The sequence below is a fragment of the Erwinia sp. 1181_3 genome, assembly GCF_052824965.1.
Genome location: NZ_VTDE01000002.1, coordinates 145,078 through 170,874 on the forward strand (window position 1 = coordinate 145,078; position 25,797 = coordinate 170,874).

The 25,797-nt window shown below is 59.0% G+C and carries 14 protein-coding genes; 4 read left to right on the top strand and 10 right to left on the bottom strand.

Features of this window, described 5'->3' with window-relative positions:
* Window positions 1–58: 58 nt before the first annotated feature.
* The 7 genes from FY046_RS05045 to FY046_RS05075 form a co-directional block, all read right to left on the bottom strand.
* Window positions 59–505 (bottom strand): putative T6SS immunity periplasmic lipoprotein, encoded by a 447-nt coding sequence (locus FY046_RS05045; protein WP_167864451.1) that lies wholly within the window; start codon window positions 503–505, stop codon window positions 59–61.
* Window positions 506–771: 266 nt separating this feature from the next.
* Window positions 772–1,038, bottom strand: coding sequence for a hypothetical protein (locus FY046_RS05050; protein WP_242462164.1), 267 nt, complete (start codon window positions 1,036–1,038; stop codon window positions 772–774).
* Between the two features lie 912 nt (window positions 1,039–1,950).
* Complete coding sequence (locus tag FY046_RS05055) at window positions 1,951–2,697, bottom strand: lipoyl protein ligase domain-containing protein (protein WP_446185827.1); 747 nt, start codon at window positions 2,695–2,697, stop codon at window positions 1,951–1,953.
* 15 nt (window positions 2,698–2,712) lie between these two features.
* Window positions 2,713–4,659: a sigma-54-dependent Fis family transcriptional regulator gene (locus FY046_RS05060; RefSeq protein ID WP_446185828.1), complete on the bottom strand. Its 1,947-nt coding sequence runs from the start codon at window positions 4,657–4,659 to the stop codon at window positions 2,713–2,715.
* Complete coding sequence (locus FY046_RS05065) at window positions 4,656–5,294, bottom strand: DUF998 domain-containing protein (protein WP_159337007.1); 639 nt, start codon at window positions 5,292–5,294, stop codon at window positions 4,656–4,658. Before FY046_RS05065 ends, FY046_RS05060 begins: the two co-directional genes overlap by 4 nt.
* Window positions 5,295–5,428: 134 nt before the next feature.
* Complete coding sequence (locus tag FY046_RS05070) at window positions 5,429–7,615, bottom strand: TonB-dependent siderophore receptor (RefSeq protein ID WP_446185829.1); 2,187 nt, start codon at window positions 7,613–7,615, stop codon at window positions 5,429–5,431.
* 506 nt (window positions 7,616–8,121) lie between these two features.
* Complete coding sequence (locus tag FY046_RS05075; protein ID WP_446185830.1) at window positions 8,122–10,311, bottom strand: TonB-dependent siderophore receptor; 2,190 nt, start codon at window positions 10,309–10,311, stop codon at window positions 8,122–8,124.
* 334 nt (window positions 10,312–10,645) lie between these two features.
* On the opposite strand from FY046_RS05075, the gene fes reads away from it, so the two are divergent.
* From fes to FY046_RS05090, 3 genes are all read left to right on the top strand, one after another.
* Window positions 10,646–11,968, top strand: coding sequence for an enterochelin esterase (gene fes / locus FY046_RS05080; RefSeq protein WP_446185944.1), 1,323 nt, complete (start codon window positions 10,646–10,648; stop codon window positions 11,966–11,968).
* 1 nt (window position 11,969) lies between these two features.
* Window positions 11,970–12,182, top strand: a complete 213-nt coding sequence (locus FY046_RS05085; protein ID WP_133843085.1) for an MbtH family protein — start codon at window positions 11,970–11,972, stop codon at window positions 12,180–12,182.
* 92 nt (window positions 12,183–12,274) lie between these two features.
* Window positions 12,275–20,797: an amino acid adenylation domain-containing protein gene (locus FY046_RS05090; protein WP_446185831.1), complete on the top strand. Its 8,523-nt coding sequence runs from the start codon at window positions 12,275–12,277 to the stop codon at window positions 20,795–20,797.
* Window positions 20,798–21,423: 626 nt separating this feature from the next.
* Here FY046_RS05090 and FY046_RS05095 read toward each other — a convergent pair.
* Genes FY046_RS05095 through fepD form a run of 3 tightly spaced genes read right to left on the bottom strand, consistent with a single transcriptional unit; the run spans window position 21,424 to window position 24,318 of the window.
* Window positions 21,424–22,245 carry an ABC transporter ATP-binding protein gene (locus FY046_RS05095; RefSeq protein WP_133843081.1) on the bottom strand — a complete coding sequence of 274 codons (822 nt, stop codon included), beginning with the start codon at window positions 22,243–22,245 and terminating at the stop codon, window positions 21,424–21,426.
* 2 nt (window positions 22,246–22,247) lie between these two features.
* Window positions 22,248–23,282, bottom strand: coding sequence for an iron-enterobactin ABC transporter permease (fepG, locus tag FY046_RS05100; protein WP_133843079.1), 1,035 nt, complete (start codon window positions 23,280–23,282; stop codon window positions 22,248–22,250).
* A gap of 10 nt (window positions 23,283–23,292) precedes the next feature.
* Window positions 23,293–24,318, bottom strand: coding sequence for a Fe(3+)-siderophore ABC transporter permease (fepD, locus tag FY046_RS05105; RefSeq protein ID WP_167864445.1), 1,026 nt, complete (start codon window positions 24,316–24,318; stop codon window positions 23,293–23,295).
* 171 nt (window positions 24,319–24,489) lie between these two features.
* Here fepD and entS point away from each other — a divergent pair, with 171 nt between their 5' ends.
* On the top strand, window positions 24,490–25,764 hold the full coding sequence (entS, locus tag FY046_RS05110) for an enterobactin transporter EntS (protein WP_167864444.1): 1,275 nt from the start codon (window positions 24,490–24,492) through the stop codon (window positions 25,762–25,764).
* The last annotated feature ends 33 nt before the right edge of the window (window positions 25,765–25,797 follow it).

Genomic DNA, 25,797 nt, shown 5'->3' on the forward strand with positions numbered 1-25,797 from the left:
GTCGGCCATAACGGCCAGAGGTACCCCATAATTATTTTAATGGGATCGTTCAGCTCCGTTATTCTATTTCCCGTATATAGTCATCGGTTTTCACTGAATATTCCTTTGGAGCAAAGGGCATAGGCATACCATTCACCATTCTGAATTCAGAAATGATATCTCGACGATATTCCCTTTTCTTTGTCGGTGAGCGTAAAGCTATATCAACATTGATCTCGCCATCATCCGGGAAGTGATAGTAAGACGGTGGAATACACAGCTGATTATCAGCGATCGGCAAGGCAGGAAACTCTCTATTGAAGCCAGACCTCTCAGGCGCACTTCTCTCTCTGATCGAAAGAAAATGTACGTAATAGTCACCTGGATTTTTAATCTGGAAACAGAATCCAGCCTGAGACTTTGAAACCTGCCCGATTTCAGGCAATGGCGTGTAATCGCCCAATAATCCGCATCCCGTCAAAAGTGAAGTGAGTAGCACGGGAAACACTATTTTTTTCATCTTCATTACAGACTCCACGGGAAGGATCTCAGCGTGTGCTTATACTGGCTGATTAAATCCGCATCAGATAAGTCTTTACAGTTAGTACATAAAGTATTCGAATTCCAATCCTCTCGTCCATTGAAACGCGTAAGTAGATAATAATCTGCAATAATTTGTGCTTGCTGTTCCATGCCATAAACGCTGAGTGGCCAACTGCTTAAGGTATATTGATACTTTGCTGCCCAACTCAGCAGCCCTCTTAATTTAACCCTCATACCGTGCTGGAACTGTCATACGTGAGACAGCTCATGAATAAAAATGTGCTGATTGCTTATACTGGCTTTTGAGAAGTCCGGGTGGTAATAATTTCGGAAATACATTTCTCCATTGGGAGACATGGAAGTGTTCTTATTCTGTAGTCCAAAAAAGAAATAACTCCCTTTATGTACCCACACTTTCGAGTAGTTAATTGTCTCGCGAAAAATATCTTTGGCCATTTTGACTTCACCTGGTGTCATCAGGCGCAAGCTGCCATCCTTCATTTCCTTATCAATCATTACTATTCCTTAGTTTTTCCATGATTATCGCCAGCCAAGGATAGCATTTGTGTGTGCTGTTTAACGTTTGCGAGGGTTAATTTGTCAGTCACATAGCAGGAAAGCGAAACGCTCTTGATGATGACCTGAACCATTGTGCAGACCATCACCACGGATAATGTCCGCATCCCTGCGGGCCTCGGCACCCTGCTCAACATCATGGGCAGACCGGAAAAAATGGTCACCCCCTGAGGTATCCCCATAAAACAAAACAGCGATTAATTGGTAGTGGCTGACCTTCTTTTCCGGTCAGCCAGTGACGCAGACCTCGCCTGCGGTGCATACATTCAGGCCGGTCCGACCGGAAAAGAGGGTCGGCCCCTACGAAAGTTCGGATGCCGTGGCGGTTTTAAACCCACAGTGAGCACTCTATTTTCAGACCAGAGGCAGAATTATCAGCCACTAATATTTGTGGGGATACCTCAGTGGTCACCCCCTACCCGTCCAGAGTTGTTTTCGGTTTGGGTGTTGACCTCGGTTTTGACGTTGAGGCGGCATTCAGCAGCGCTGAGGAAGCGCAGTGAACCAGGACGAACCGCCAGGACGGCGGTGAGAGGGAGAGCCGGCACAGGGATGTGCCGTCACGACCATTCCGTCGGTGAACGAAGCAGCCGAAGGTATCCACGCAGTGGACGCAGCGCCTGCCGCAAAGCCCGGGTCCCCAGGGTGGGGGCGACTGCCCACCCTGGGTCGCTCAGCCCGCGCAGCGGGAAAGCGAAACGTCCTTGACGTTGACCTGGACCATCGTGCAGGCCTGCATCACTGGCGGGCCGGGAAAGCAGGTGGCGGCAAATAATACAGGTCTTGTTTTGTGGGCATACCTCAGTGGTCACACCCTACGGTTGGGCGATGATATAACGCGTCATGGGATGCTTACGTCATCCTCGCGATCAGCGCGTCAACCACCTCATCACGCAAATACGGATGCCGGGCTGACAGCCTCTGCGCCACACTGACCGTTTTTGATGCCTGATAAAAACGCCCGCTTCCCAGCGCCGCCTCAAACTGATTCGCATGGCGATGTGCCGCCGCTAAATCACAGTCCACCAGCAGAACCGCATGGGCCAGTACCACATGGCGACGCGGAGCATCGGCATCACTGTCAGGGATTGCCCGCCAGTATTGTGCCGTTCCGGCGATTTTCCTCGCCTGCTGCCCTTCGCCACAGGCGAGGTTAAAGCGCCCGTCGCAGAACGATCCTTCCACCGCCTGCCAGCCCGTCACCACGCCCAGCGCACCCAGCGCATCACTTAAAATCGCGCACAGATGACGATACACCTCTTCCGCAGCCTCACCGAGGGTACGCGCGATCGGATACGCCAGGCTGAGGTTGATGATGCCCGGCCCCTGCGGCACCAGCCCGCCGCCGGATTTACGCAGAAACACCGGGCATCCGGCAGCAGCAAACTGCTCGCGCACCTGGTCCAGCGCGGTAAAACGTCGGTAACTTGAGGGCACCACCAGCGACTGCGGTCCATACCACAGCTGTGCCACCTTGTGGCCTGCAGCGGCCAGCGGAAACAGCCCGTCTTCAGCCTCGGTCGGGTCCGCGCAGTACACTAGTCGTCCCTGCGGCAACATAAACGGGCCGTCACCTGCTACCTGAACGCTTTTCTTCATCGTCATCTCTTCCCGTTACGCAGGCTGAGTGTTGGGCGACTGAATGCCATATCGCTGCATCCGGCGGTACAGCGTCATCCGGCTGATGCCCAGCTGGCGCGCCACGGCGCTGTGGTTCCAGCGTGCGGCACGCAGGCAGGCCACCAGCTGTTGCCCTTCGTCCGGCAGCGCCTGCACCTCTTTCGGGCTTTCCTGAACTAACGTTAACGGGGCAGTAATGCCGATGCCGTCAGGCAGATCCCCCGCTTCAATCTGGTTAGCGTCGGCCATCGCCACCGCGTAGTCCAGCGCATTGCTCAGTTCACGCAGGTTACCCGGCCAGCCGTGCTGATGCAGGCACTGACGCGCCGCTGCGGACAGTCGGGCTTTGCCCGCCAGCATGTTGTCGATTAACCAGTCGAGATCCTGACGGTTGCGCAGTGCAGGCAGGGTGATACGCGCCCCCTGCAAACGCCAGAACAGATCGGCGCGAAAACGCCCCTGCTCCACCAGCTCCTCAAGCACATGATGTGAAGCCGAAATCACACGGATATCCACCGCAACCGGGCGTGAAGCCCCGACCGGCAGCACCTCCTGCTCGGCCAGCACGCGCAGCAACCGCGTCTGCATCTCCAGCGGCATATCACCGATCTCATCAAGGAACAGCGTGCCGCCGTCGGCTTCCTGGACCAGGCCGCGCCGCGCTTTGCTGCCCGCCCCGGAGAAACTGCCCGGCAGATGACCAAACAGCACACTTTCAATCAAGGTCGCGGGGATCGCGGCACAGTTCACCGCAATAAACGGCTGCCCACTGCGCTGGCTGGACTGATGGAAAGCGCGGGCAAAATACTCTTTGCCGCTGCCCGTTTCCCCCTGCACCACCAGATGCAGCGGCGCACTCAGTAAGCGCGAGGCACGCTGTAACTGCTGCTGCAATGCAGGATCGCCGCCCGTGAGGGCCGCCAGCGGCGCAGGCAGTGCGGCGGGCGTGGTGATCGCCGTGCGCTCCGGGCGGCGTGCGGGCTGCACCGCCGTCACATACAGCCTCTCACCGCTGCGCAGCCGATCCAGCGTGCCCTGACGACCGCTGGCGCTGGCCAGCCAGTCCGGCAAACTGTCTATCGAAGTATTAAACAGCTGTTCAATCGGCATCCCGAGCAGCATGCTGCGGCAGTGCGGCAGCGGCGCATCAATGCCCAGCTCTTTCTCCAGCATCCGCTGCGCACGGTGGTTATGCCCGATCACCCGGCCATCGGCATCAAAAGCAATAAGGTAATCCGGGCTGACCTCGACAAACGGCGAGGACGGGCTGAGTTTCAGCACCCAGTCGGCACGGTGGCGATGCTCAAACCAGGCATTTTCAATCTGGTGGGCATGCATCCGCGCAATCTGTAACGCCAGCTGCTGGCCGGATTTCGGCTGCGGCGAGGTCAGTGCGGAGATATCCAGGATGGCGTTAAGCTGCCCCTGCGGATCGAACAGCGGCACGGCCGAACAGGAGAGTGCAATATGCGTGGCATCGAAATGGTCGTTGTGATGTACGGTCAGCGCTTTCCCGGTCGCCAGCGCCGTGCCAACCGCACAGGTGCCCGCCCAGGCTTCCGACCATTGCGCCCCCAGGAACAGGCCAGCGCGACGCAGGCTGATTTCAGCACTGTCATCCCCCAGATAGTCCACCGTCACCCCGTGGGCATCCGTCAGCAACACCACATAGCCCGCCGGAGCAATCTGCTGGTATAACCGGCTCAAACCGTGCCGGGCAATATGGCGAAACTCTTCAAGATGCTCGCGATGCTCTCGCAGCTCCTGCCAGGGGAGAATGCGCGCCGCCTGCATACGGCTGGGATCAAGTCCGTGACTTTCCACGCAGCGTTGCCAGGAGTCACGGATCGTCTGGTCATACTGACGCTGCACCAGATGCCGGGCATCTTCGCGGGTGCAGGCAAGCACGGTGGCAATATGTTCACGCTGACTCTGATTCACAACACGCTCCTTTTGAACCGGTAAGACAGTAACAGCAATGAAAATCCGCTCACCACCTGCCAGAGGGTGATGGGATAGACCGCCGCACGCTCAATGATGCCGATCGGCAACGCTACGTACGGGATGAGCACCATACAGAGTAAGCCGACCATTCCCAGCAGCAGGCTAAACCCGGCATACACAGGTGCGCAACGGCGCAACGCCAGGCCTGTGGCGATCAGGCACAGATTACCCCCGCCAATCGCCATCACCGCACCTGCCTGATGCAATGTCACCCCATCAGCTTCCCCACCGCTGTGGAATAGCGCGATCATAACGCCGCCAATGCCATGCAGGCCGCCTGCCAGCAACGCCACCCACCCCATTCCCCCTGACAGCTGCGGCCGCAACAGTAAGCAAGCCAGCAAAAACAGCACGCCTTCCACCGCAAATCCGGCATTCATCACGTTATGCAGCGGTGAGCAAATCTGCGGCCCGCATTCAGGAATGCCGAGATCACTAATATAGTTGTGGCTGTAGCGATAGGCCGGATGATGCCAGGCCAGCGCGCTGGTACGTTCGGCCAGCAGATACAGCAATCCCCCGGCGGCGAAACAGCACGCGCCTGCACGGCTGCGGCCCGATAACTGCGACATGTTTCTCTCCTGTTACTGGCAGCATTCAGTCTGACAGAGCGTCAAAAAAAAACCACCCCGGCTGGGGTGGTAAAAGATGATAATTCGCTGGACGAGGCGTGTACGCGTCACCTCGTCGTCAGACGATTCGCGGCTTACCAGCGATAGTTCACCGATGCCACCACATTGCGGCCTGAACCATAGAAACAGGCTTCGCTGTTGCTACAGGATGCCACGTAGTGTTTGTCAGTCAGGTTCTGCACATTCAGTTGAACCGTGGTGCCTTTCAGGCTGGAAACTGCCTCGCCCAGTTCATATTTTGCCATCGCATCGTACAGCGTGAAGTGCGGTACTTCGTTGGTTCCGGTGCTGTCCGCCGGGGCATCACCGGTGTAACGCACACCCGTACCTACGGTCAGCCCACTCAGAGCCCCATTCAGGAAGCTGTAGCTGCCCCAGGCCGATGCCGCATGACGCGGAATGCTGGCCGGGGTACGTCCAAGTTGAGCGGTTGTGTAAGTCTCTTTTGTCACCGCATCGGTATAGGTATAAGCCGCCATCAGTTTGACTTCCGGCAACGGCTGGGCATGCACTTCCATTTCCACGCCGTTAGAGTCAACCTTACCGATCTGCTCGTTGTAACCGGTCACCGTATTCGCCGAGGTGATGTTTTTCTGAGTGATATCAAACACCGACACGGTCATCACGGTATTGGAACCCGGCGGCTGGTATTTCACCCCCACTTCGGTCTGCTCCCCTGTTGTCGGCTTAAACGGATCGGTTCCCGGTGCGCCATTGCTCAGGTTCGGTTCAAACGAGGTGCTGTAACTGATGTACGGCGACAGACCGTTATCGAAGGCGTACAACAGCCCGGCACGGCCGGTAAAGGCGCTGTCATTATTCTTCACGTCGGTGCCGTTCAGGCGGTTAATCGTACGGATTTGCGACCAGTCGTTGCGGCCGGACAGGACCAGGTTCCAGTTATTCCACTCCATCTGATCCTGCAGGTAGACCCCAACCTGATGCAGCTGCTTCACGGTGTTAATGCTGGGGGTAAAATCATCCTCATTCACATCAACACGACCAGGATTTGCCCAGTCGAGCTGGTACTGGGTCGAGGTATGGCGTGACAGGGTGCTGGCAACGCGGCTCCAGCGATAATCCAGCCCACCGAGCACGGTATGGCCGACATCACCGGTATCAAACAGCCCTTTGAGGTGGTTATCGACACCGAATTCGTTCGTCATCACCGTTTCATGTTGCGGGCGACGTTCAATGGTGTGGTCGTTGAGGTCGGAGCTGGTGGTGTAGACCATATATTTATAGTCTTCATCACGATGGGTATAGCGCAGGTTCTGGGTAAACGATAGCGCTTCATTGAAGCTGTGGTCAAATTCGTAGCCAATGGAGGCCTGTTCCCGCTTGTTACCATAGTAGTTCGGGTCGTTGATATTCAGGTCATACGGGATATACCCGGTGCTGGCTTCTTTCAACGTCCCGACCATCGGCAGGAAGTTACGCGATCCGGCTTTCGGGTCGTTCTGGTAGCTGGTTAACAGGGTAAAGCTGGTATCGGCATTCGGCAGCCAGGTGATGGCGGGCGCTATTGCCACGCGTTCCTGTTTATTGTTTTTCACTTCTTCATGTCTGGTGCTGGCAATACCGTTAAGACGATAAAACAGCGTGTTGTCATCGTTCAGCTTACCGCCAAAATCAAAGGCCGCTTCGCCCAGATGATGATTGCCGGTGCTGAGCTGCACTTCGCGAACGGCTTCAGCCGTCGGGCGCTTGCTGGTCATGATCACCAGGCCACCCGGGCTGACCTGGCCGTATAACACCCCTGCAGGGCCATGGACCATCTCCACGCGCTCCAGCAACCACGGGTCAACCTGCCCGGCTCCCCCGCTGGAGCTGGAAAGACCAAAGTGCAGACCATCCAGCAGTTTTGGCGCGTAGCGGAAGCCACGGCTGATAATTTCGTCGTTACGGTTGGAGTTACCGCGATAGTTGGTCACCACACCGCTGGTATAACTGAGGGCATCGGAAACCGATGCTGCCGCCTGGTCATCCATCTGCTCGCGTGTCACCACCGAAATCGATTGCGGGGTTTTGCGCAGCGGGGTGGGGGTTTTGGTGCCTGAAGCGCTCTCTTTCGCCACAATACCACTGTTTCGCCCCGTCACGCTCTCCTGGGACTCCGCCGTCACCGTCAGCGTGTTGTCAGTGGCGGACTGCGCCAGCGGCGCCGCCAGCAGTGAAGACGCCAGCAACAGGCACAGGGTGGTATTTCCAGAGTGTACTGCCACACCAGGGCGCGCCTGGGTTTTTATCTTCTTCAACATAGTTGTGTTATCTCGTCTGAAACAGCCTTGTCTACGAAAGAAACCAGTAAAGCCCGCCAACCCATTAGATTTACTGATTGGCCGTAGCTAACTTCAGGAATGGCACGGATCATTAACGTCCGAACGCACCCTCTGCTTATGAAAAAAAACCTTACTAAATGAAGAGTTACCTCTTACCTGTGTGAAGTTCCGACGCATACTAATGCAAATGTAAATCACTCTCAATAACATTTGTATTAGCATTTCTTATTACACAAATAACTGGCATGGACGATAAAAAGTAACAACATGTAAACTAAAGAAAAAATCAGTGTGATTTATAACGGTTCGGCTAAACAGACTGGCGTCAGAAAAAAGCAGGACGTGCGGTGAGGGAACGATCAGGTAAAAAAATAGCCACCCCGTCTGGGGTGGCTAAAAGGATGATAATGAAGCTTGTCAGGAACGCGGTTCTCTGTGGAACCCCGCTTTAGTTCAAAGTGGCGACGAACGCCCTGCTCTACCCATTACCAGCGGTAATTAACAGAAGCAACAAACGTACGGCCTGCACCGTAGAAACATGCCCACTGACCCGCACAAGATGACACATAGTGCTCATCCGTCAGGTTCTGCGCATTGAACTGTAAGGTGGTCCCTTTCAGAGTCGGGACAGCCTGGCCCAGTTCATATTTCACCATCGCATCGTACAGGGTGTAATGCGGCACATAGTATTCGCCGATATCATCACCCGGAGCTTTACCCACATAACGAACGCCGGTACCCATAGTCAAACCATTCAGCACACCATCAAGGAAGCTGTAACTACCCCAGGCTGAAGCAGCATGACGCGGGATAGCATTTGGGCTGTGACCGACTTTATCCGGATCTGTTGAGCTCTTGGTCACCACATCGGTATAGGTATAAGCGGTAGTCAGCTTAATTTCCGGCGTTGGCTGCACATGAAGTTCTGTCTCAATACCCTGAGAGTTGACCTTACCAATCTGCTCGTAAGCACTGGTCAGACGGTTATAAGAGGTGACGTTCTTCTGGTTAATATCAAACCAGGAGACTGTCATCATCGCATTCACGCCCACTGGCTGGAATTTCACCCCGATTTCCGTCTGTTCACCGGTGGTCGGTTTCAGCGGATCGGCACCTGCCGCCGCCTGCTCCAGCACCGGTTCAAACGAGGTGCTGTAGCTGACATACGGTGAAATACCGTTATCGAATGCATACAGCAGTCCGGCACGCCCTGTGAACGCGCTGTCATTATAAGTGATATCTGAACCCCCGGCTGTGAGGTCCTTGTTGCTCACCTGCGACCAGTCATTACGACCTGACAGCAGCAGGTTCCAGTTATTCCACTCCAGCTGATCCTGGACATAAACACCGTACTGGTTCAGGGATTTCTTGGTATGGGTGGCCAGCTCCAACAAACTTTCATCAACCTCTACACGGCTCGGGTTGCTCCAGTCCATCGGGTAACTGCTGCCGTAGTCACGATACAGTTTGCTATCAATATGCGAGTAGCGGTAATCGAAACCGCCCAGGACGGTATGCTTCACTTCACCGGTATCGAATAGCCCTTTCAACTGATTGTCGACGTTGAATTCGTTAGTCATCGCCGTTTCATGCTGCGCCAGACGCGTCAGTGTACGGTTGCCGTCATCCACGTTGTAGACCAGATATTTGTAGTCTTCATTGCGGTGGCTGTAACGCAGGTTCTGGGTAAACGATACCGCTTCATTAAAGCTGTGCTCCAGGCTGTAACCGATAGAGGTCTGTTCACGCTTTGACTTAGTAAAGTCAGAGTCGCTGACGTTCAGGTCATAAGGAACATAGCCAGCAGCGGTAGAATAGAGCGTCCCTGCGCGTGGCAAGAAGTTACGCGAACCCGCTTTCGGGTCATTCTGGTAGCTGGTTAACAGCGTAAAGCTGGTGTCTTCATTTGGCAGCCAGGTGATCGCTGGCGCAATCGCCATACGCTGTTGTTTGCTGTTTTTCACAAACTCATTCTGGGTGCTGGCAATGCCGTTCAGGCGGTAGAACAAGGTGTTGTCATCGTTCAGCTTGCCGCCGAAGTCCACCGCTGCCTCACCATAGTGGCGATTACCGGTGCTGAGTTGCACTTCATGAATACTTTCTGCTGTCGGGCGCTTACTGGTCATCAGAACCAGCCCACCAGGGCTCACCTGGCCATAAAGTACCGATGCCGGGCCATGTACGATTTCAACACGCTCAAGCAACCATGGGTCGAGTTGCCCAGCCCCGCCATTCTCAGAAGAAAGACCGAAATGTAATCCATCCAGCAATTTCGGTGCATAACGGAAACCACGGCTGATCACTTCATCATTACGGTTCGAGTTTCCACGGTAGGTTGCTACCACGCCACTGGAGTAACTCAGTGCATCAGCCACTGAGCGAGCATCCTGATCGTCCATCTGATCGCGCGTCACCACAGAAATGGATTGCGGGGTTTTACGCAGCGGTGTGGCGGTCTTGGTGCCTGAAGCGCTCTCTTTCGCTACGATCCCTTTGGTCGGGGCGGTGACGCTTTCCTGGGTGTCTGCGGTGACCGTCAGCGTATTTTCGGCTTCGGTGGCTGCCTGCACGGCGGGCGCCATCAGCAGGGCTGAAGCCAGTAATAAACGCAGGGTGTGTTTGTCTGAACGAACTGCAATGCCTGGTGTTGCCTGTTTTTTAATCTTATTAAACATGTTCTGGTATCCCGTCTGAACAGATTTGCTGATAAAAAAAACCCGTTAAAACCCGCCAATTGATAAGGAGAACTGATTGGCCGCGGTGAAATGTGAGAATCACGTTTGCCACTACTTTCGTCGATTCTTCTGCCCTTCTTAAGAAAACCGATATTTACGTACAACTTACAGGCCCTTAAGAAAGTTGCGACGCATCTTATTGCAAATGCAAACTATTCTCAATACTATTTGTATTAGCGTCATTTACTGTAAGAGAGATTAAAGTCCCTCCTTTTAAGTAATTAAATGTAAATTAAGGAAAATTATCGTGACAACACGGCACACATTATGGCCGATGCGTCAGCCCGCAGGTCATGCGGCACAGCTGCTGGCCGCCGATAACGTGGGTGAAGAGAGCTGGTGGCAGCACATTGCGCAACATGGCACGCCACTGGTTGAAGCCTTTGCTGAAGGAACAGTCCGGATGAACTATTTCTGGCGTGACCCGGCAGGTGACGAAACCCGCTCTGCAATACATCAGGTTTATGTGGATATTAACTGCGTGACCGACCACCACAGCCCGCAGCCGCAAAGTTTGCAACGCCTGGCGGGAACCGATGTCTGGCACTGGTCAACGGAGATTGATGAGCACTGGCGTGGCAGTTACAGCCTGATCCCGGTAAACGCTGAGCAACTCCCCCCCGCTTTTAGCACCGATGACGACACACGCCGCAAACAACAGCGCGAATGGTGGATATCTCTGTTCCCGCTGGCGATTGCCGACCCGTTAAATCGCAGCTGTGCCCACCTCAACAGCCGCGGGCACGCGCTGTCGGCCGCGCATATGCCCGCGGCGCCGGACCAGTCTGCGTGGCACGCGCTGGACAGCGGACAGCCGATACACCCCGATAACCACCAGCTGCAACAGTTTACCTGGGACAGCGCCCTGCTGGGGAATCAGCGCCGTATCTGGCTCTATACCACGGGCAGTACAGCGACCCCAGAGCAGCGCCCGCTGGTGATTCTGCTGGATGGACAGAACTGGGCAGACGGACAACCGCTTTATTCCGCGCTGCATGCCGAAACCGACAGCGGCCATCTGCCCGCCGCCTGCTGGCTGTTGATTGATGTGATTAACGGTGACTGGCGCGAAAAAGAGCTGCCCTGCAATGCTGAATTCTGGCAGGCGGTGCAGCAGGAATTGCTGCCGCTGGCGCGCAGCCGTGTGGAATTCAGTGAAGAGGCCGACCGTACCGTGGTCGCCGGGCAAAGTTACGGCGGCCTGGCGGCGATGTATGCCGGGCTGCACTGGCCCGGGCGCTTTGGCCGCATCCTCAGCCAGTCTGGCTCCTTCTGGTGGCCAAACGTCCGCCTGGTCACCCACTTTTCCGAAGCCGGTGAGCAGGAGATGGGCTGGCTGACCGGGCAGGCGATCAAGGGTGTACTGCCGGCCAGCCGCTTAAAGATCTTCCAGGAAGCGGGCGATCGCGAAGCCGATATGGCCTGGGTTAACCAACAGATGCGTCAGGCGCTGCTCCCGGGCGGGCATGACATTAATTTCCGAATTTTCTCCGGCGGGCATGATGCCCTGTGCTGGCGCGGCGGGCTGCTGGACGGCTTACGCTGGCTACTCGCCGACTTTATTACACCTCCCTATTCTGGAAAGACAGGTAATTAACATGACCGAACAACAAAATCCCTTCGACGATGAAACCCTCGACTTCCTGGTGCTGCTCAATGCACGCCAGCAATACAGCCTGTGGCCAGCGTTTTCCGACGTTCCTGCTGGCTGGAAGGCCGTGAGCGGCCCGGATACCCGCGCCGAATGTATTCGTTACATCGAAGAAAACTGGCACGACATGCGCCCCGCCGTGCTGAAAACGGCAGGTTAGCCAGCCCGGGTCGACCGGAAAAAAGGTCGCCCCTACGGGATCAGTTTTTACCTCTTACGACAGGAATTGCCACCGTGTCAGAAGCTCAGATCATGCCTGAAATACAGGCCGAATTTACCGAATATCCGCTGGTTGCGGCGCAGCCGGGGATCTGGATCGCCGATCAGATCGCCAGCGCAAGAAACACCTTTGCCGTTGCCCACTACAGTGAACTGCATGGCGATATTGACCGCCCGATGCTGGATAGAGCGATCCGCCAGGCGATGTCCGAAGCCGATACCGTGCAGGCCACCTTTGGCCTTTCTGATGACGGCAGCGCCGTGCAGCGACTCCCTCATACGCGTACCCCAGAACAGGTACAGCCTGTTGAATGGGTTGATTTCAGCCCACGCAGCGATGCCGTGCAGGCCGCGCACGACCTGATGCAGGCCGATCTGGCCGCCGATCTGCCCGCAGACGGTGCCCGCCCGCTGTACCGCCAGCTGATGATCCGCGTGAGTGACGATCGCTGGTTCTGGTATCAGCGCTACCACCATCTGATGCTCGACGGCTTCAGCTTTGAGGCCCTGACACGCCGCGTGGCAGCGATCTATCAGGCGCTGCGTGCGGGTGAAACACCGGCGGCATCGCCGTTTATCTCCTTTGGCGAAGTGGTCGCTGAGTATCAGGCCTGGCAGCATTCACCCGCCTGTGAACGTGCCGCCCTGTTCTGGCAACAGCACGCAGAGCACTTCCCGACGGCAATTTCACTCTCCAGCGAAACCTTCCCCGCCAGCGCCCACGGCGCACCGTTAAAACAACAGGTGACCCTGCCCCCGGCGCTGCTGGCGGCGCTGACCCTTCAGCCTGATTTGCAGGAGAACGCCCCGGCAGAAATTGCCAGCGCCCTGCTGGTCGCCTATCTGGCACGCATCAGCGGTGAATCCCGCCTGAGCATTGGTTTCCCGTTTATGCGCCGCATGGGTTCCGCCGCGCTGGCCGCCACCGGCCCGGTTGTCAACGTTCTGCCGCTGCTGCTGGATATTGAAGACAGCATGACGCTGGCCGATATCAGCCGGGCCTTACAGAGCGAGATTAAACAGGTTCGCCGCCATCAACGTTACGAGGCAGAACAACTGCGCCGTGACCTCGGTCTGGTCGGCAGCAGCCAGTCGCTGTATGGCCCGGTGATCAACCTGAAGGTCTATCACGACAGTCTGTCCTTTGACGGCATTGATGCCATCAGCCACACCCTGGCCATGGGTCCGGTGGACGATCTGGAGTTTGAAATCGGCTTCCAGCGCGGCCAGTTGCAGGTCACGCTGGTCGCCAACGCCGAGAAATATGATGCGCAAACGCTGGCCTGGCACGGTGAACGCATTGCGTTCCTGGCAAACCAGCTGGCGCAGCAGCCACAGCAAGCGCTCTCCCGCCTGGCGCTGATTGCCGACGATGAACAGCAGCAAATTACCCGCTGGTCTCAGGGGATCAGCGTCACGCCGCCGGAAGGTGTGGTGTCGATTCTGGCAATGTTACAGCGCCAGGTGGACGCGCAGCCGGATGCGGTCGCCGTGGCCTGCGGCGATATCAGCCTGACCTACGGCCAGCTTTCTGCCCGTGCCATGCAGCTGGCTCGCGAGCTGATTGCGCGCGGCCTGGGTGCCGAAGACGTGGTGGCTATTGGTATCCCGCGCTCCGTTGATTCGCTGGTGGCGATCTTCGGTGTGCTGGCCAGCGGTGCCGCCTATATGCCGCTGGACCTCGACTACCCGCGTGAGCGTCTGGCGCTGATGTGCGATGACGCGCAACCGCAGCTGCTGCTGACGCACAGCAGCACCGTGGCCCAGATGCCGGACGGTGAGTATCTCTGTATTGATGATGCTGCCGTACGGGCCGTCTGTGATGCGCACGTTGCCACCCCGGTGAGCGACAGCGAGCGCCGTGTTGCCCAGCGTGGTGAACACCTGGCGTATATGATCTACACCTCCGGTTCCACCGGGCGCCCGAAAGGCGTGATGAGTACTCACGCCGGACTGCTCAACCTGTTTCTTTCCCATCAGGCTAACCTGTTCGGCCCGGCGATTGAGCGCTTCCATCGCAGCCAGCCGCGCCGTATGCGCACCGGACACACCGCCTCCTTCTCTTTCGACTCCTCATGGGAACCGCTGTTCTGCATGATGATGGGCTGCGAGCTGAATATCTTCGACGAAGAACTGCGCCGCGATGCCTGGGCGCTGTTGCAGAAGATGAAACAGGTGCCGGTTGACCTGCTGGATATCACCCCGTCCTTCTTCTCACAGATGATTGATGCCGGACTGTTTGAGCCGGAAAGCCATCGTCCGGCGTTTGTGATGATCGGCGGTGAGGCGGCGACGCCAACGCTGTGGAAGCTGATGCAGCAGCACCCGGAGCTGGAGATCCATAACTATTACGGCCCGTCTGAGTACACCATCGATACCCTGGGTGCCAGCGTGATGGTCTCTGACCAGCCGGTGATTGGCCGCCCGGTCGGTAACACCCAGGTGTGGCTGCTGGACAGCAAACTGCGTCCGGTTCCGGTCGGCTGTGTGGGCGAGCTGTACATTTCCGGTACCGGGATTGCCCGTGGCTACCTGCGTCGCCCGGATCTGACCGCCGCCCGTTTTGTCGCTAACCCGTTCCTGGAGGGGGAAGTGATGTACCGCAGCGGCGATCTGATGCGCTGGCGCAGCGATGGTCAGCTGGCCTTTATCGGCCGCGTTGACCACCAGATCAAGGTGCGTGGTTTCCGTATTGAGCTGGGCGAAGTGGAAAATGCGCTGGTGGCGCTGGATGAGGTCAGCACCGCCGTGGTGATTGCTCAGCCTATCGGTGCCACCAACCGCCTGATTGGCTACTGCTCGGTGTATGACGATGCCCTGCGTGCCGACGATCAGTTATCCGCAAAACTGCTGGCGAAACTGGCAGTCACCCTGCCCGACTACATGGTGCCCGCAATCCTGGTGGTGATGGATGAACTGCCGCTGAACGTGAACGGCAAAATTGACCGCCAGGCCCTGCCTGAGCCGCAGCAGGTGGCATTTAAACCCGGACGCGAGCCGCAGGGCGCACAGGAAACCCTGATCTGCCAGGCCGTTGCTGACCTGCTGGGAATGGAACGCGTCGGCGCTGACGATGATTTCTTCGCGCTGGGCGGGGACAGTATTTCCGCGATGGGGCTGGGCACGGCCGCCCGCCGTGCGGGTTATCTGCTGCGTCCGCGCGATATCTTCGCCCAGCGTACCCCGGCACGTATGGCACAAAATATGCCCCTGCTGACCACCCGCACCGCCGTCAATAACGTGGCGCAGCACGGTGCCATCAGCGGCTTACCCATCCTGCAATGGTTTAACGAACATGGCGGCATTAATCAGCGCTTTGCGCACGGCGTGTTCCTGCAGGTCCCTGAGGCATTGCAGCGTGCTCACCTTGAGCAGGCACTGACCACGCTGAGCCGCGCACACCCGGCGCTGGCCGCCTTTACCCGTGACGGGCAGCTGGTGGTGGGTGAACCTCGTCCTGCCGGATTTACCCGCTGGGTCACCGCCCAGCCGCTGCATGATGCCCCGGAAGCCTGCGCAGAAGATGCCTTCGACGCCGCCGTCACCCGCCTCGACCCGGAGAACGGCGTGATGATGCAGGCCACGCTGCTCCAGCAGAACGAGCGGGCCTTTGGCCTGGTGCTGGTGATCCATCACCTGGTGGTGGACGGTGTGTCCTGGCGTGTACTGCTGGATGAACTGCGTCAGGCAGCGGAGGCCGCCATCAGCGGCACCCCGCTGACCCTGCCGCCGGAAGAGACATCACTGCATGACTGGTCCGCTGCGCTGTTAAGCAACGTCTCCCGTCGTGCCGCTGAGCTGCCTTTCTGGCAGAGCATGTTGCAGCATCCGGTGCCGCTGCTCGGCCAGCGGGCGCTGCATCCGCAGGATACCCACAGCGAACTGAAAGAGAAGCGTACGCTGCTCGACGGGGCGCAGACCCAGGCGCTGCTGAGCACGCTGCCGCAGCAGTATCGTGCCAGCGTGGAAGAGACGCTGCTGTGCGCACTGTCACTGGCGCTGATCGACCGCTTTAAGGTCAGCCAGCTGCGCTACACCCTGGAATCGCATGGCCGCGCCGAACTGGCGGGTGACCATGATTTGGCCCGCACCGTTGGCTGGCTGACCGCAGAGTACCCGTTGCTGGTCACGCTGGATGAAGGCGATAGCGGCAGCCTGCGCGATGCCCTGCGCGCGGTCAAAAGTGTGCTGCGTGCCGTGCCGGATCGTGGCGTTGGCTACGGCCAGCTGCGCTATCTCGATGCGGTGCGTTCCACCCAGTTACAGCCGCTGGCACAGCAGCATGCGCCGGAAGTGCTGTTTAACTACCTCGGGCGTTTCAGTGCCGCAGAGGGCCTGTGGACGCCACAGCGGACGCGTAAACATTTCCGCGATGCCTTTGCGGTACATCAGTCACCTGACATGCCGCAGCTGCACAGCCTGGAAATTAATATCTTCGTGGATGAAACCGGCGCGCTGCCGCAGCTGGCGGTTAACTGGGGCTGGCTGAATGGGGTATTCAGCGAGCAGGATATTGATGCCCTGCACCTGGCGCTGGCCGGTGCCTGCGATGCGCTGAGCGATTTCGCCCATCGTCATCCACAGGAAGCGGCGGATACCTTAGTGGCCGCCGAGGTCGCCATTGACGGAGTCAGCCAGCAGGATGTCGTTCAGCTGGGTGAGCGTCATGGCCCGCTGGCCGCTGTTCTGCCGCTGCTACCGCTGCAAAAAGGGTTGCTGTTCCATGCCGCCACCGCCGACAGCAGCGGCAGCTATAACTCACTGACGCGCCTGAGCTTTAGCGGTGCGCTGGATGAGAATCGCCTGCGTGCCGCACTGGATGCGGTGGTCCGTCACCATCCGCAGCTGGCGGCCCGCTTTGACAGTGAACAGGCGCTACAGCCGTTACAACTGATCCCGGCTCTCCCGCAGGAACAGTCGCTCTGGACGCTGGATCGCCACGTACTCCCTGCCCTGTCAGCCGCTGAAGAAACCGAGGCGTTACTGGCGCTGGAGAAACGCGAGCTGGCACGGGATCTGTTCAGCCAGCCGGTGATGCTGCATGCACTGCTGGTGCAGCATGCTGACAGCGAGCGCTTTACACTGATGCTGAATGCCCATCACCTGGTGGTGGATGGCTGGTCAACGCCGGTGATCTTAGGCGATCTGTTTACCGCGCTGTACCACGGCCCGCAGGCCCTGACGCCGCACCGCTTCAGCTACGCGGATATCGTGCGTCAGTTAACCTCGCGTGATGCCAACGCCTCCCGCCAGCTGTGGCAACAGGTGTTGCAGGATTTGCGTCCCACGCTGCTGTTTGGTGACGATACCCATAACGGTCCGGTGCACGACCTGGACCTGGTACTGGAACCCGAGCTGGAACGCGGCCTGCTGGCACTGTGCCGCAGCCGTGGCCTGACGCTGAACAGCGTGATGCAGGGCATCTGGGGAATGCAGCTGGCGATTGAAAGCGGCCACCAGGACGTGGTGTTTGGTTCACCGGTTTCCGGTCGCTTCGGCCAGATTGACGGCCAGGAGCAGCACGTTGGCCTGTTCAGTAACACCCTGCCTGTGCGCGTGCGTTTCGACAGCCAGCGTCCGCTACTCGATCAGCTGGCCGATCACCAGGCTCAGCAGATCCAGCTGATCGAACATGACGATCTCGGCCTGGGTGAGATCCAACAACTGGCCGGCAGCGGTACGCTGTTTGACACTCTGCTGGTGGTGGAAAACTACCCGGATAACGCCGATCTGTTGCAGGGCCACAATGGCCTGTGCTGCGACCATATCGGCAACCGGGGTTACACCCACTATCCGCTTACCCTGCTGGTGCTGCCGGGTAAGCGTCTGCATCTGCTGATGGAGTACCGCGATGCGGTGCCACATCCGCAACGCTTTGCTGAGCGCCTGCTGATGCTGATTGCCCAGTTGGTGGCGCAGCCCGACCTGCCGCTGGCACGCTGGCAGCTGCAAACCCCTGACGAACAGGCGCTGATTGCCAGCATCAATAACACCGCTTACCCGGTGGCCGCAGGCACGCTGCAAGGGGCCATTGAACAGCAGGTTAACCGCACGCCAGACGCGCTGGCCCTGCTGGACAGCGAGCATCGTCTGACCTATCGCCAGATGCAGCAGCAGGCACGTCTGCTGGCCGACCGTCTGATTGAGGCCGGGGTACAACCGGGTGATATCGTTGCCGTTGCCCTGCCGCGTTCGGTACGCCTGAGCCTGGCACTGACCGCCATTCTACAGGCCGGTGCCGCCTGGCTGCCGCTGGATACCGGTTATCCGGACGACCGTCTTGCGCTGATGGTGGAGGACTCCCGTCCACGCCTGATTATCAGTGAAAGCACCTTAGCCGCACGCTTTGCAGTGATGGGGCGGATTCTGGCCTTTGATCGGCTGGAAGACGAACAGCGTCAGCCGACGCATCCGTTGCCTGCCGCAGATCCACAGCGTCCGGCGTATGTGCTGTATACCTCCGGATCGACCGGGCGCCCGAAAGGCGTGGTGGTCGGTCAGCAGGCGATTGTTAACCGCCTGTGGTGGATGCAGGATGAATACCCGATGGAGGCGAATGACGTGGTGTTGCAGAAAACACCGTGCAGCTTCGACGTCTCCGTGTGGGAGTTCTTCTGGCCGCTGATGGTCGGTGCTCAGTTACTGATGGCACCGCCGGAAGCCCATCGCGATCCGGATGCGCTGGTACAGCTGATTGAAGATTATTCCGTGACGACAATGCACTTTGTGCCTTCGATGCTCGCCGCGTGGGTCACCGCGCTGGAAAGCCGTGACGGCAGCGACAAAGGGTGCCACAGCCTGCAACGCGTGTTCTGTAGCGGTGAAGCCCTCTCCTGCGATCTGGCCGCCAGCTATGAGGCGCTGATCGCGGCACCGCTGCACAACCTCTATGGCCCAACCGAAGCCGCCGTTGATGTCACATACCATCCGGCCAGCGGCGAAAGCTTGCGACAATGCAGCGGCGCAGGCTTGCCGATTGGTTACCCGGTGTGGAACACGGAACTGCGCATCCTCGACGGGCTGCTGCGCCCGGTGCCGCTCGGCGTGGCGGGCGATCTCTACCTGTGCGGCGTGCAGCTGGCAGACGGCTATCTGTATCGCGCCGACCTGACGTCGCAACGCTTCGTCGCCGACCCGTTTGCCGACGGTGAACGGATGTACCGTACCGGGGATATTGCCCGCTGGCTGGAGAACGGGGCCGTTGAGTATCTGGGACGCAGTGACGATCAGCTGAAAATTCGTGGGCAGCGTATTGAGCTGGGCGAAATTGAACAGGCATTGTTAACCGTTGATGGCGTGGCACAGACCGTTGTGGCCGCCCGTGAACTGGGCAGTGTGGCATCCGTGGGTGCCGATGCGCGTCAGCTGGTGGCGTGGCTGATCGCACAGCCCGGTGTCACACTGGATACCGCCGTTGTGCATCAGCAAGTGGCACAGCGCTTACCGGCGCATATGCTGCCCGTCAGCTATGTGCTGACGGACCACTTCCCGCTCAGCGCTAACGGCAAGCTGGACCGTAAGTCCCTGCCGTTGCCGCAGACGCCGCAGTCTGAAGGTCGTCCACCAGAGGGCCTGCATGAGCAACTGCTGGTGACCTTGTTCTCCAGCCTGCTGGCGCGTGACACGGTCTATGCCGATGATGACTTCTTCGCGCTGGGGGGGCACTCGCTGCTGGCGATGCGCCTGGCCGCCGAGCTGCGCCGTCGCCTGCCACAACCGCTCTCTATCGGGCAGATCATGGCCGCACGTAGCGTGGAAAACATGGCACGCCTGCTGGATGACAGCGCGCGTGGCGTGAACGCGGACAACCGTGCCAACGGCGAAAGCCTGCCGTTCCGCAGCGGTACAGGACCGGTGCTGTTCTGTATTCACCCGGCTTCCGGCTTTGCCTGGCAGTACTCCGGCATGATGCGTCATCTCGGGGGCAATTTCCCGATTGTTGGCCTGCAATCGCCACGCCCGAACGGCGTGATTGCCCGCTGCGCAAGTGTGGATGAAATGTGCGAACGCCATCTGGCGACGCTGCGCAGCATTCAGCCGCACGGTCCGTATCACTTACTGGGCTACTCGCTGGGCGGCACCCTCGCCCACGGTATTGCGGCACGTTTGCAACAGCAGGGAGAACAGGTGAACTTCCTCGGGCTGCTGGATACCTATCCGCCGGAAGGCCAGGACTGGACCAGCCCGTCGGAAGAGGATGCGCGTGCCGAAATGGCGCGCGAGGAGGCCGAGTTTATGGCCTCCACTGATGACGATGCGCTGTTACTGGCAGAGAAGGCGGAAATGTTCAGCACTATCGTCGCAAACTATGCCGATGCGGTTGAGCGCCTGAGTACCGCCAGGACACCACGCTTTGAAGGGCAGGCCACGCTGTTTGTGGCGAAAAATACCCTGCCTGAGGGAATGGATGTGAAAGACAGCTGGGCGCCTTATCTTCAGCAAGTGCAGATCCACGAACTGGCCTGCGAGCATATGGATATCCTGTCACCGGAAACGCTGGTGACGCTGGGGCCATTGCTGGCTGGGCTGATGGAGGCGTGCCAGGACCTGGCGTAAAGAAGGGGGACCGCCCCGCAGCGGGCGAGGCGTGCCTCGCCCCTACAGCAATACCCGTAGGGGTCGGGCATGCGCGACCCTTGTTATTCCGCACCGGGCGAGGCGTGCCTCGCCCCTGCAGCAATACCCGTAGGGGTCGGGCATGCCCGATCCTTGTTATTCCGCACCGGGCGAGGCGTGCCTCACCCCTGGAACAATACCCGTAGGGGTCGGGCATGCCCGACCCTTGTTATTCCGCACCGGACGAGGCGTGCCTCACCCCTGGAACAATACCCGTAGGGGTCGGGCATGCCCGACCCTTGTTATTCCGCACCGGACGAGGCGTGCCTCGCCCCTGCAGCAATACCCGTAGGGGTCGGGCATGCCCGACCCTTGTTATTCCGCACCGGACGAGGCGTGCCTCACCCCTGGAACAATACCCGTAGGGGTCGGGCATGCCCGATCCTTGTTATTTCGCACCGGACGAGGCGTGCCTCGCCCCTACAGCGATACCCGTAGGGGTCGGGCATACCCGATCCTTGTTATTCCGCACCGGACGAGGCGTGCCTCGCCCCTGGAACAATACCCGTAGGGGTCGGGCATGCCCGACCCTTGTTATTCCGCACCGGACGAGGCGTGCCTCACCCCTACAACGATCCCTGTAAAGGCTGATGATAACGCCCGCACGGCACGATCATCGGTGTATGTGATACCGGATCGTCAATCACCACGCTACTCATGCCAAACACCTGCCGCACCAGCTGTGCATCCACAATCTCAGCGGGTTTACCCTGGGCGATAATCTGCCCTTCCTTCATCACGATTAAGTGGTCGGCGTAACGACAGGCCTGATTCAGATCATGCAGCACCGCCACCAGCGTATGCCCGTGCTCCTGATTTAACTGACGGAACAGATCCAGCAGCTCAATCTGGTGGGCGATATCCAGCCAGGTGGTCGGTTCATCCAGTAACAGCAGCGGCGTCTGCTGCGCCAGCACCATCGCCACCCACACGCGCTGACGCTGGCCGCCGGACAGTTCATCCACGCTGCGCGCGGCCAGTTCACTGATGTTGGTGGCCTGCATTGCCGCCGCCACCGCCTCACGGTCGGCTTCACTCCACTGCTTCAGTAAGCTCTGATGTGGATAGCGTCCACGTGCCACCAGATCGGCCACGCTGATCCCCTCCGGGACAATCGCATGCTGTGGCAACAGACCCAGCTGGCGGGCAAGCGCTTTGGTGCCCATCTGATGAATATCATGACCATCAAGCAGCACCTGCCCGCTACGCGGTTTCAGCAGGCGGCACAGGGCGCGTAACAGCGTTGACTTGCCGCAGGCGTTAGGGCCAATAATCACCGTAAACTGGCGGTCGGGGATCTGCACGCTAAGCTCACTGGCGATCACTTTTTGATCGTAGGCCAGCGTCACGCCAGCGGCCTGAAGACGGGGGGATAAAGAAGTATCCATGATCAACGTCGTGACTCCCTGATAAGTAACCAGATGAGATAAACACCACCGATGCTGACGGTAACAGCCCCCACCGGCAGTTGTACCCCGTTAAACGCATGCTGAGCGATCACATCGGCCGTCAGCAACAACAGCGCCCCGGTGGTGGCGGCGGAAAAAAGCGGCACCGCGCTGGCACCGGTCAGGCGGCGGGCAATCTGCGGCGCGGCCAGCGCAATAAAGGCAATCGGCCCGGCGCTGGCGGTGGCAATTGCCGTGAGAATAATGCCGCACAGCATCAGCCACAGACGGCTGGACTCAGCATTCACCCCCAGCGCCCGCGCACTGTCGTCGCCCATTTCCATCAGTTGCAAACGGCGGCTGAGCGCCAGCGACACCATAATGGTCAGTGGCACCAGCAGCAGCGCAGGCTGCCCTTTCGCCCAGGTGATGCCGTTAAGCGATCCCGCCCCCCACAGCGCAGCACTCATGGCACTCTCCAGCGAGGCGCTGACAATCAGCCAGGTATTGAGCGCCGACAACACCGCGCCCACGCCAATCCCGACAATAATCAGGCGGAAACCCACAATCCCCTGGCGCCACGCCAGCAGATAAACCAGCGCCGCCGAACCAATACCGCCCACCAGCGCTCCGGCGGCAATCTGATAGTAGCTGCCGCCAAAGCCGATAATCATCACCAGCGCCCCGGTAAACGCCCCGGTATTAAAACCCACCACATCCGGGCTGCCGAGCGGGTTTCGGATCGCCGACTGGAAGATCGCCCCGCTGACGCCAAGGCCCGCCCCCAGCACCAGCGCCATCACCGCACGCGGTGCACGCCACTGTGCGATAACGGTCATAAATCCGCGAGGCCCTTCCCCCTGCAACGCCTGCCACACCTGCCCCGGGCTGATGCTCAGCGTGCCGTAGCACAGCGCAAACAGCGCCAGCAGTGCAGCGAGAACGATCAGCGTCAGGTTCGCCCACAGCACCCGGGACGCCAGGCGCAGATTGAGCCAGCCGTCAGCACGGCCGATCAGTAAGGTTTTACTGTGCATCCTGTCATCCTTAATGTTTGCGGCTACGGACTAACCAGATTAAGACTGGCGCACCGATCAATGCGGTGACAATCGACACCCGCAGCTCACCCTGTGCCATAAAACGCCCGGCAATATCGGCGGTCAGCAACAGCACCGGGGCCATGAGAAACGAATAAATCAGGATCCAGCGCTGGTCGGCCCCCACCCACCAGCGCGCAACATGGGGCACCATCAGGCCAACAAAACCAATGGGCCCCACCAGCGCCGTGGCCGATCCACACAGCAGCATCACCGACAGCAGCGCCAGCAGGCGCACCAGCAGCACCCGGGTGCCGAGCGCGGCGGCAATGTCTTCACCCATACTGAGACTGTTCAGTGAACGCGATGCCGCGAGTGCCAGCACCGCGCCGACGACTATCGCCGGGGCCACCAGCATCAGGTTCGCTGAGGAACGGATATCCAGCGTTCCCGCCTGCCAGAAGCGCAGCTGGTCAAAGGTCTGCGGATTAAGCAGCGACAGCGACGAAGTCAGCCCGCCCAATACCGCACTCAGTGCCACCCCGGCCAGCGTCAACCGTACCGGATTGACCCGGCCACCGCTCAGTGTGCCAATCGCCCAGACCGCCATGCTGGCAATCAGCGCGCCGCCCCAGGCAAAGCCAAGCCAGCCTGCCATGCCGCTGACGCCAAACAGGGTAATGCCAATCGCCATCGCGAAGCTGGCCCCGGCATTGACGCCGAGAATGCCGGGGTCTGCCAGCGGATTACGCGTCAGTGCCTGGATCACCGCCCCTGCGCCGCCCAGCGCCAGGCCTACGAGGATCCCGGCCAGCGTACGCGGCAGACGGGCATTGAGAATAATGATGCTATCGGCGTTAGTGATCTGGCCGGACAGACTCTGCCACACCAGGGCAGGCGCGATGGGTTTGGCCCCAAGCATCAGACTCGCCAGGCTGACCGCCGTCAGTAATATCAGACAGATGATGACACCCGCGCTGCGCGAAAGGCCTTGCGACAACGGAGCAGATGGGGGGGAAGCTTGCTGCAATGACATCCCTGAGAGATCCTCTTCATATGCAAATGAATATGAGTATTATTATCATTAACGTTACTAACCAAATATGTTACCATGCGCCCCGCCAGAAAAACATCGGCATCCTTACGCGCCGCACCGGACAGCATTCCGGCCGCCAGGCATTGAGCCCTATTAACTACATGGATACTCATGGCAAAGCCCTCCATTCTGCTTGATTTCAGCCTGCTGAAAAATAACGCCCATTTCCGCGCCATCTTTTGTGCCCGCATGCTGTCCGTGTTCTCACTCGGTATGCTGGCAGTCGGCGTACCGATTCAGATCCAGGCCATGACAGGCTCCACGCTTCAGGTGGGTGTGGCCGTGATGCTGGATGGCATCGGTATGTTTATCGGATTGATGCTGGGTGGCATCCTCGCAGACCGCCTCGATCGTCGTAAGCTGATTCTGTTTGCCCGTGGTACCTGCGGCATCGGCTTCGCGGCCCTCAGTCTGAATGCGTTTCTGCCGGAACCCTCTTTGTGGGCACTATATTTGCTGGCCGCCTGGGACGGTTTCTTCGGGGCGTTGGGGATGACGGCATTAATGGCGGTGATCCCGCTGCTGGTCGGGCGTGAGAACCTCGGCGCGGCCGGTGCGCTGAGTATGGTGACCGTACGTCTCGGGGCTATCCTCTCCCCGGCCATTGGCGGGGTGATTATTGTGGCGGGCGGCGTGGGCTGGGCCTTTGCCGTGGCGGCTGTCGGTACGCTGGCAACGTTAATCCCGCTGGTGCGTCTGCCGTCGATGAAGCCGGAAGTGCAGGAGCCGGAGCATCCGCTGCGCGCCCTGGCCAGCGGCGTTCAGTTTGTCTGCCAGCAGAAGGTGGTGGGTTCCGTGGTGCTGCTGGGCATGCTGGTGAGCATCGTCGGCGCGGTGCGTATTCTGTTCCCGGCGCTGGCTATCAGCTATCACGCTGACGCTTCGGCGATTGGTCTGATGTATTCCGCCGTGCCGCTGGGGGCCATGATTGGCGCCTTTACCAGCGGCTGGGTACCGGGTTATGCCCGTCCAGGTGTGCTGGTCCTGATCAGCGCCACCTGCGCGTTTCTGGCCATTGCCTCACTGGGGCTTTACAGCCACTTTATCCCGGCCCTGCTGGCACTGGTGGTGTATGGCTACTGCAACGCGATCGCTTCGCTGCTGCAATATATGCTGATTCAACACCATACCCCTGACGCTTTGCTCGGTCGCGTGAACAGTCTGGGCACCGCGCAGGATGTAACCGGGGATTCTGTCGGTGCTCTGGGATTAGGCGTGTTAGGTAAGCTGTTTACGCCAGTGGTGAGCGTACTGTCATTTGGCGCGGTGGCCGCAGGCGTAGCGCTGGTGCTGGCAAGCCTGGTCGGCACCTTGCGCCGGGCGACAATGTCACCGCCGGAGGAGGCAGGCCCGACTGATGAGCAGGACCCGGTGACCAATCCGTAACCGGGCATCATGCGACTAGCATGAAGAGTGCTG

What these genes read in the sequence shown, in the direction of transcription:
- fes (WP_446185944.1), top strand. Translation starts at nt 10,646, where the DNA reads ATGCGTCAGCCCGCAGGTCATGCGGCACAGCTGCTGGCCGCCGATAAC.
- FY046_RS05095 (WP_133843081.1), bottom strand. Translation starts at nt 22,245, where the DNA reads ATGGATACTTCTTTATCCCCCCGTCTTCAGGCCGCTGGCGTGACGCTG.
- FY046_RS05050 (WP_242462164.1), bottom strand. Translation starts at nt 1,038, where the DNA reads ATGATTGATAAGGAAATGAAGGATGGCAGCTTGCGCCTGATGACACCA.
- FY046_RS05045 (WP_167864451.1), bottom strand. Translation starts at nt 505, where the DNA reads ATGAAGATGAAAAAAATAGTGTTTCCCGTGCTACTCACTTCACTTTTG.
- entS (WP_167864444.1), top strand. Translation starts at nt 24,490, where the DNA reads ATGGCAAAGCCCTCCATTCTGCTTGATTTCAGCCTGCTGAAAAATAAC.
- FY046_RS05090 (WP_446185831.1), top strand. Translation starts at nt 12,275, where the DNA reads ATGCCTGAAATACAGGCCGAATTTACCGAATATCCGCTGGTTGCGGCG.
- fepG (WP_133843079.1), bottom strand. Translation starts at nt 23,282, where the DNA reads ATGCACAGTAAAACCTTACTGATCGGCCGTGCTGACGGCTGGCTCAAT.
- FY046_RS05085 (WP_133843085.1), top strand. Translation starts at nt 11,970, where the DNA reads ATGACCGAACAACAAAATCCCTTCGACGATGAAACCCTCGACTTCCTG.
- fepD (WP_167864445.1), bottom strand. Translation starts at nt 24,318, where the DNA reads ATGTCATTGCAGCAAGCTTCCCCCCCATCTGCTCCGTTGTCGCAAGGC.
- FY046_RS05075 (WP_446185830.1), bottom strand. Translation starts at nt 10,311, where the DNA reads ATGTTTAATAAGATTAAAAAACAGGCAACACCAGGCATTGCAGTTCGT.
- FY046_RS05065 (WP_159337007.1), bottom strand. Translation starts at nt 5,294, where the DNA reads ATGTCGCAGTTATCGGGCCGCAGCCGTGCAGGCGCGTGCTGTTTCGCC.
- FY046_RS05070 (WP_446185829.1), bottom strand. Translation starts at nt 7,615, where the DNA reads ATGTTGAAGAAGATAAAAACCCAGGCGCGCCCTGGTGTGGCAGTACAC.
- FY046_RS05055 (WP_446185827.1), bottom strand. Translation starts at nt 2,697, where the DNA reads ATGAAGAAAAGCGTTCAGGTAGCAGGTGACGGCCCGTTTATGTTGCCG.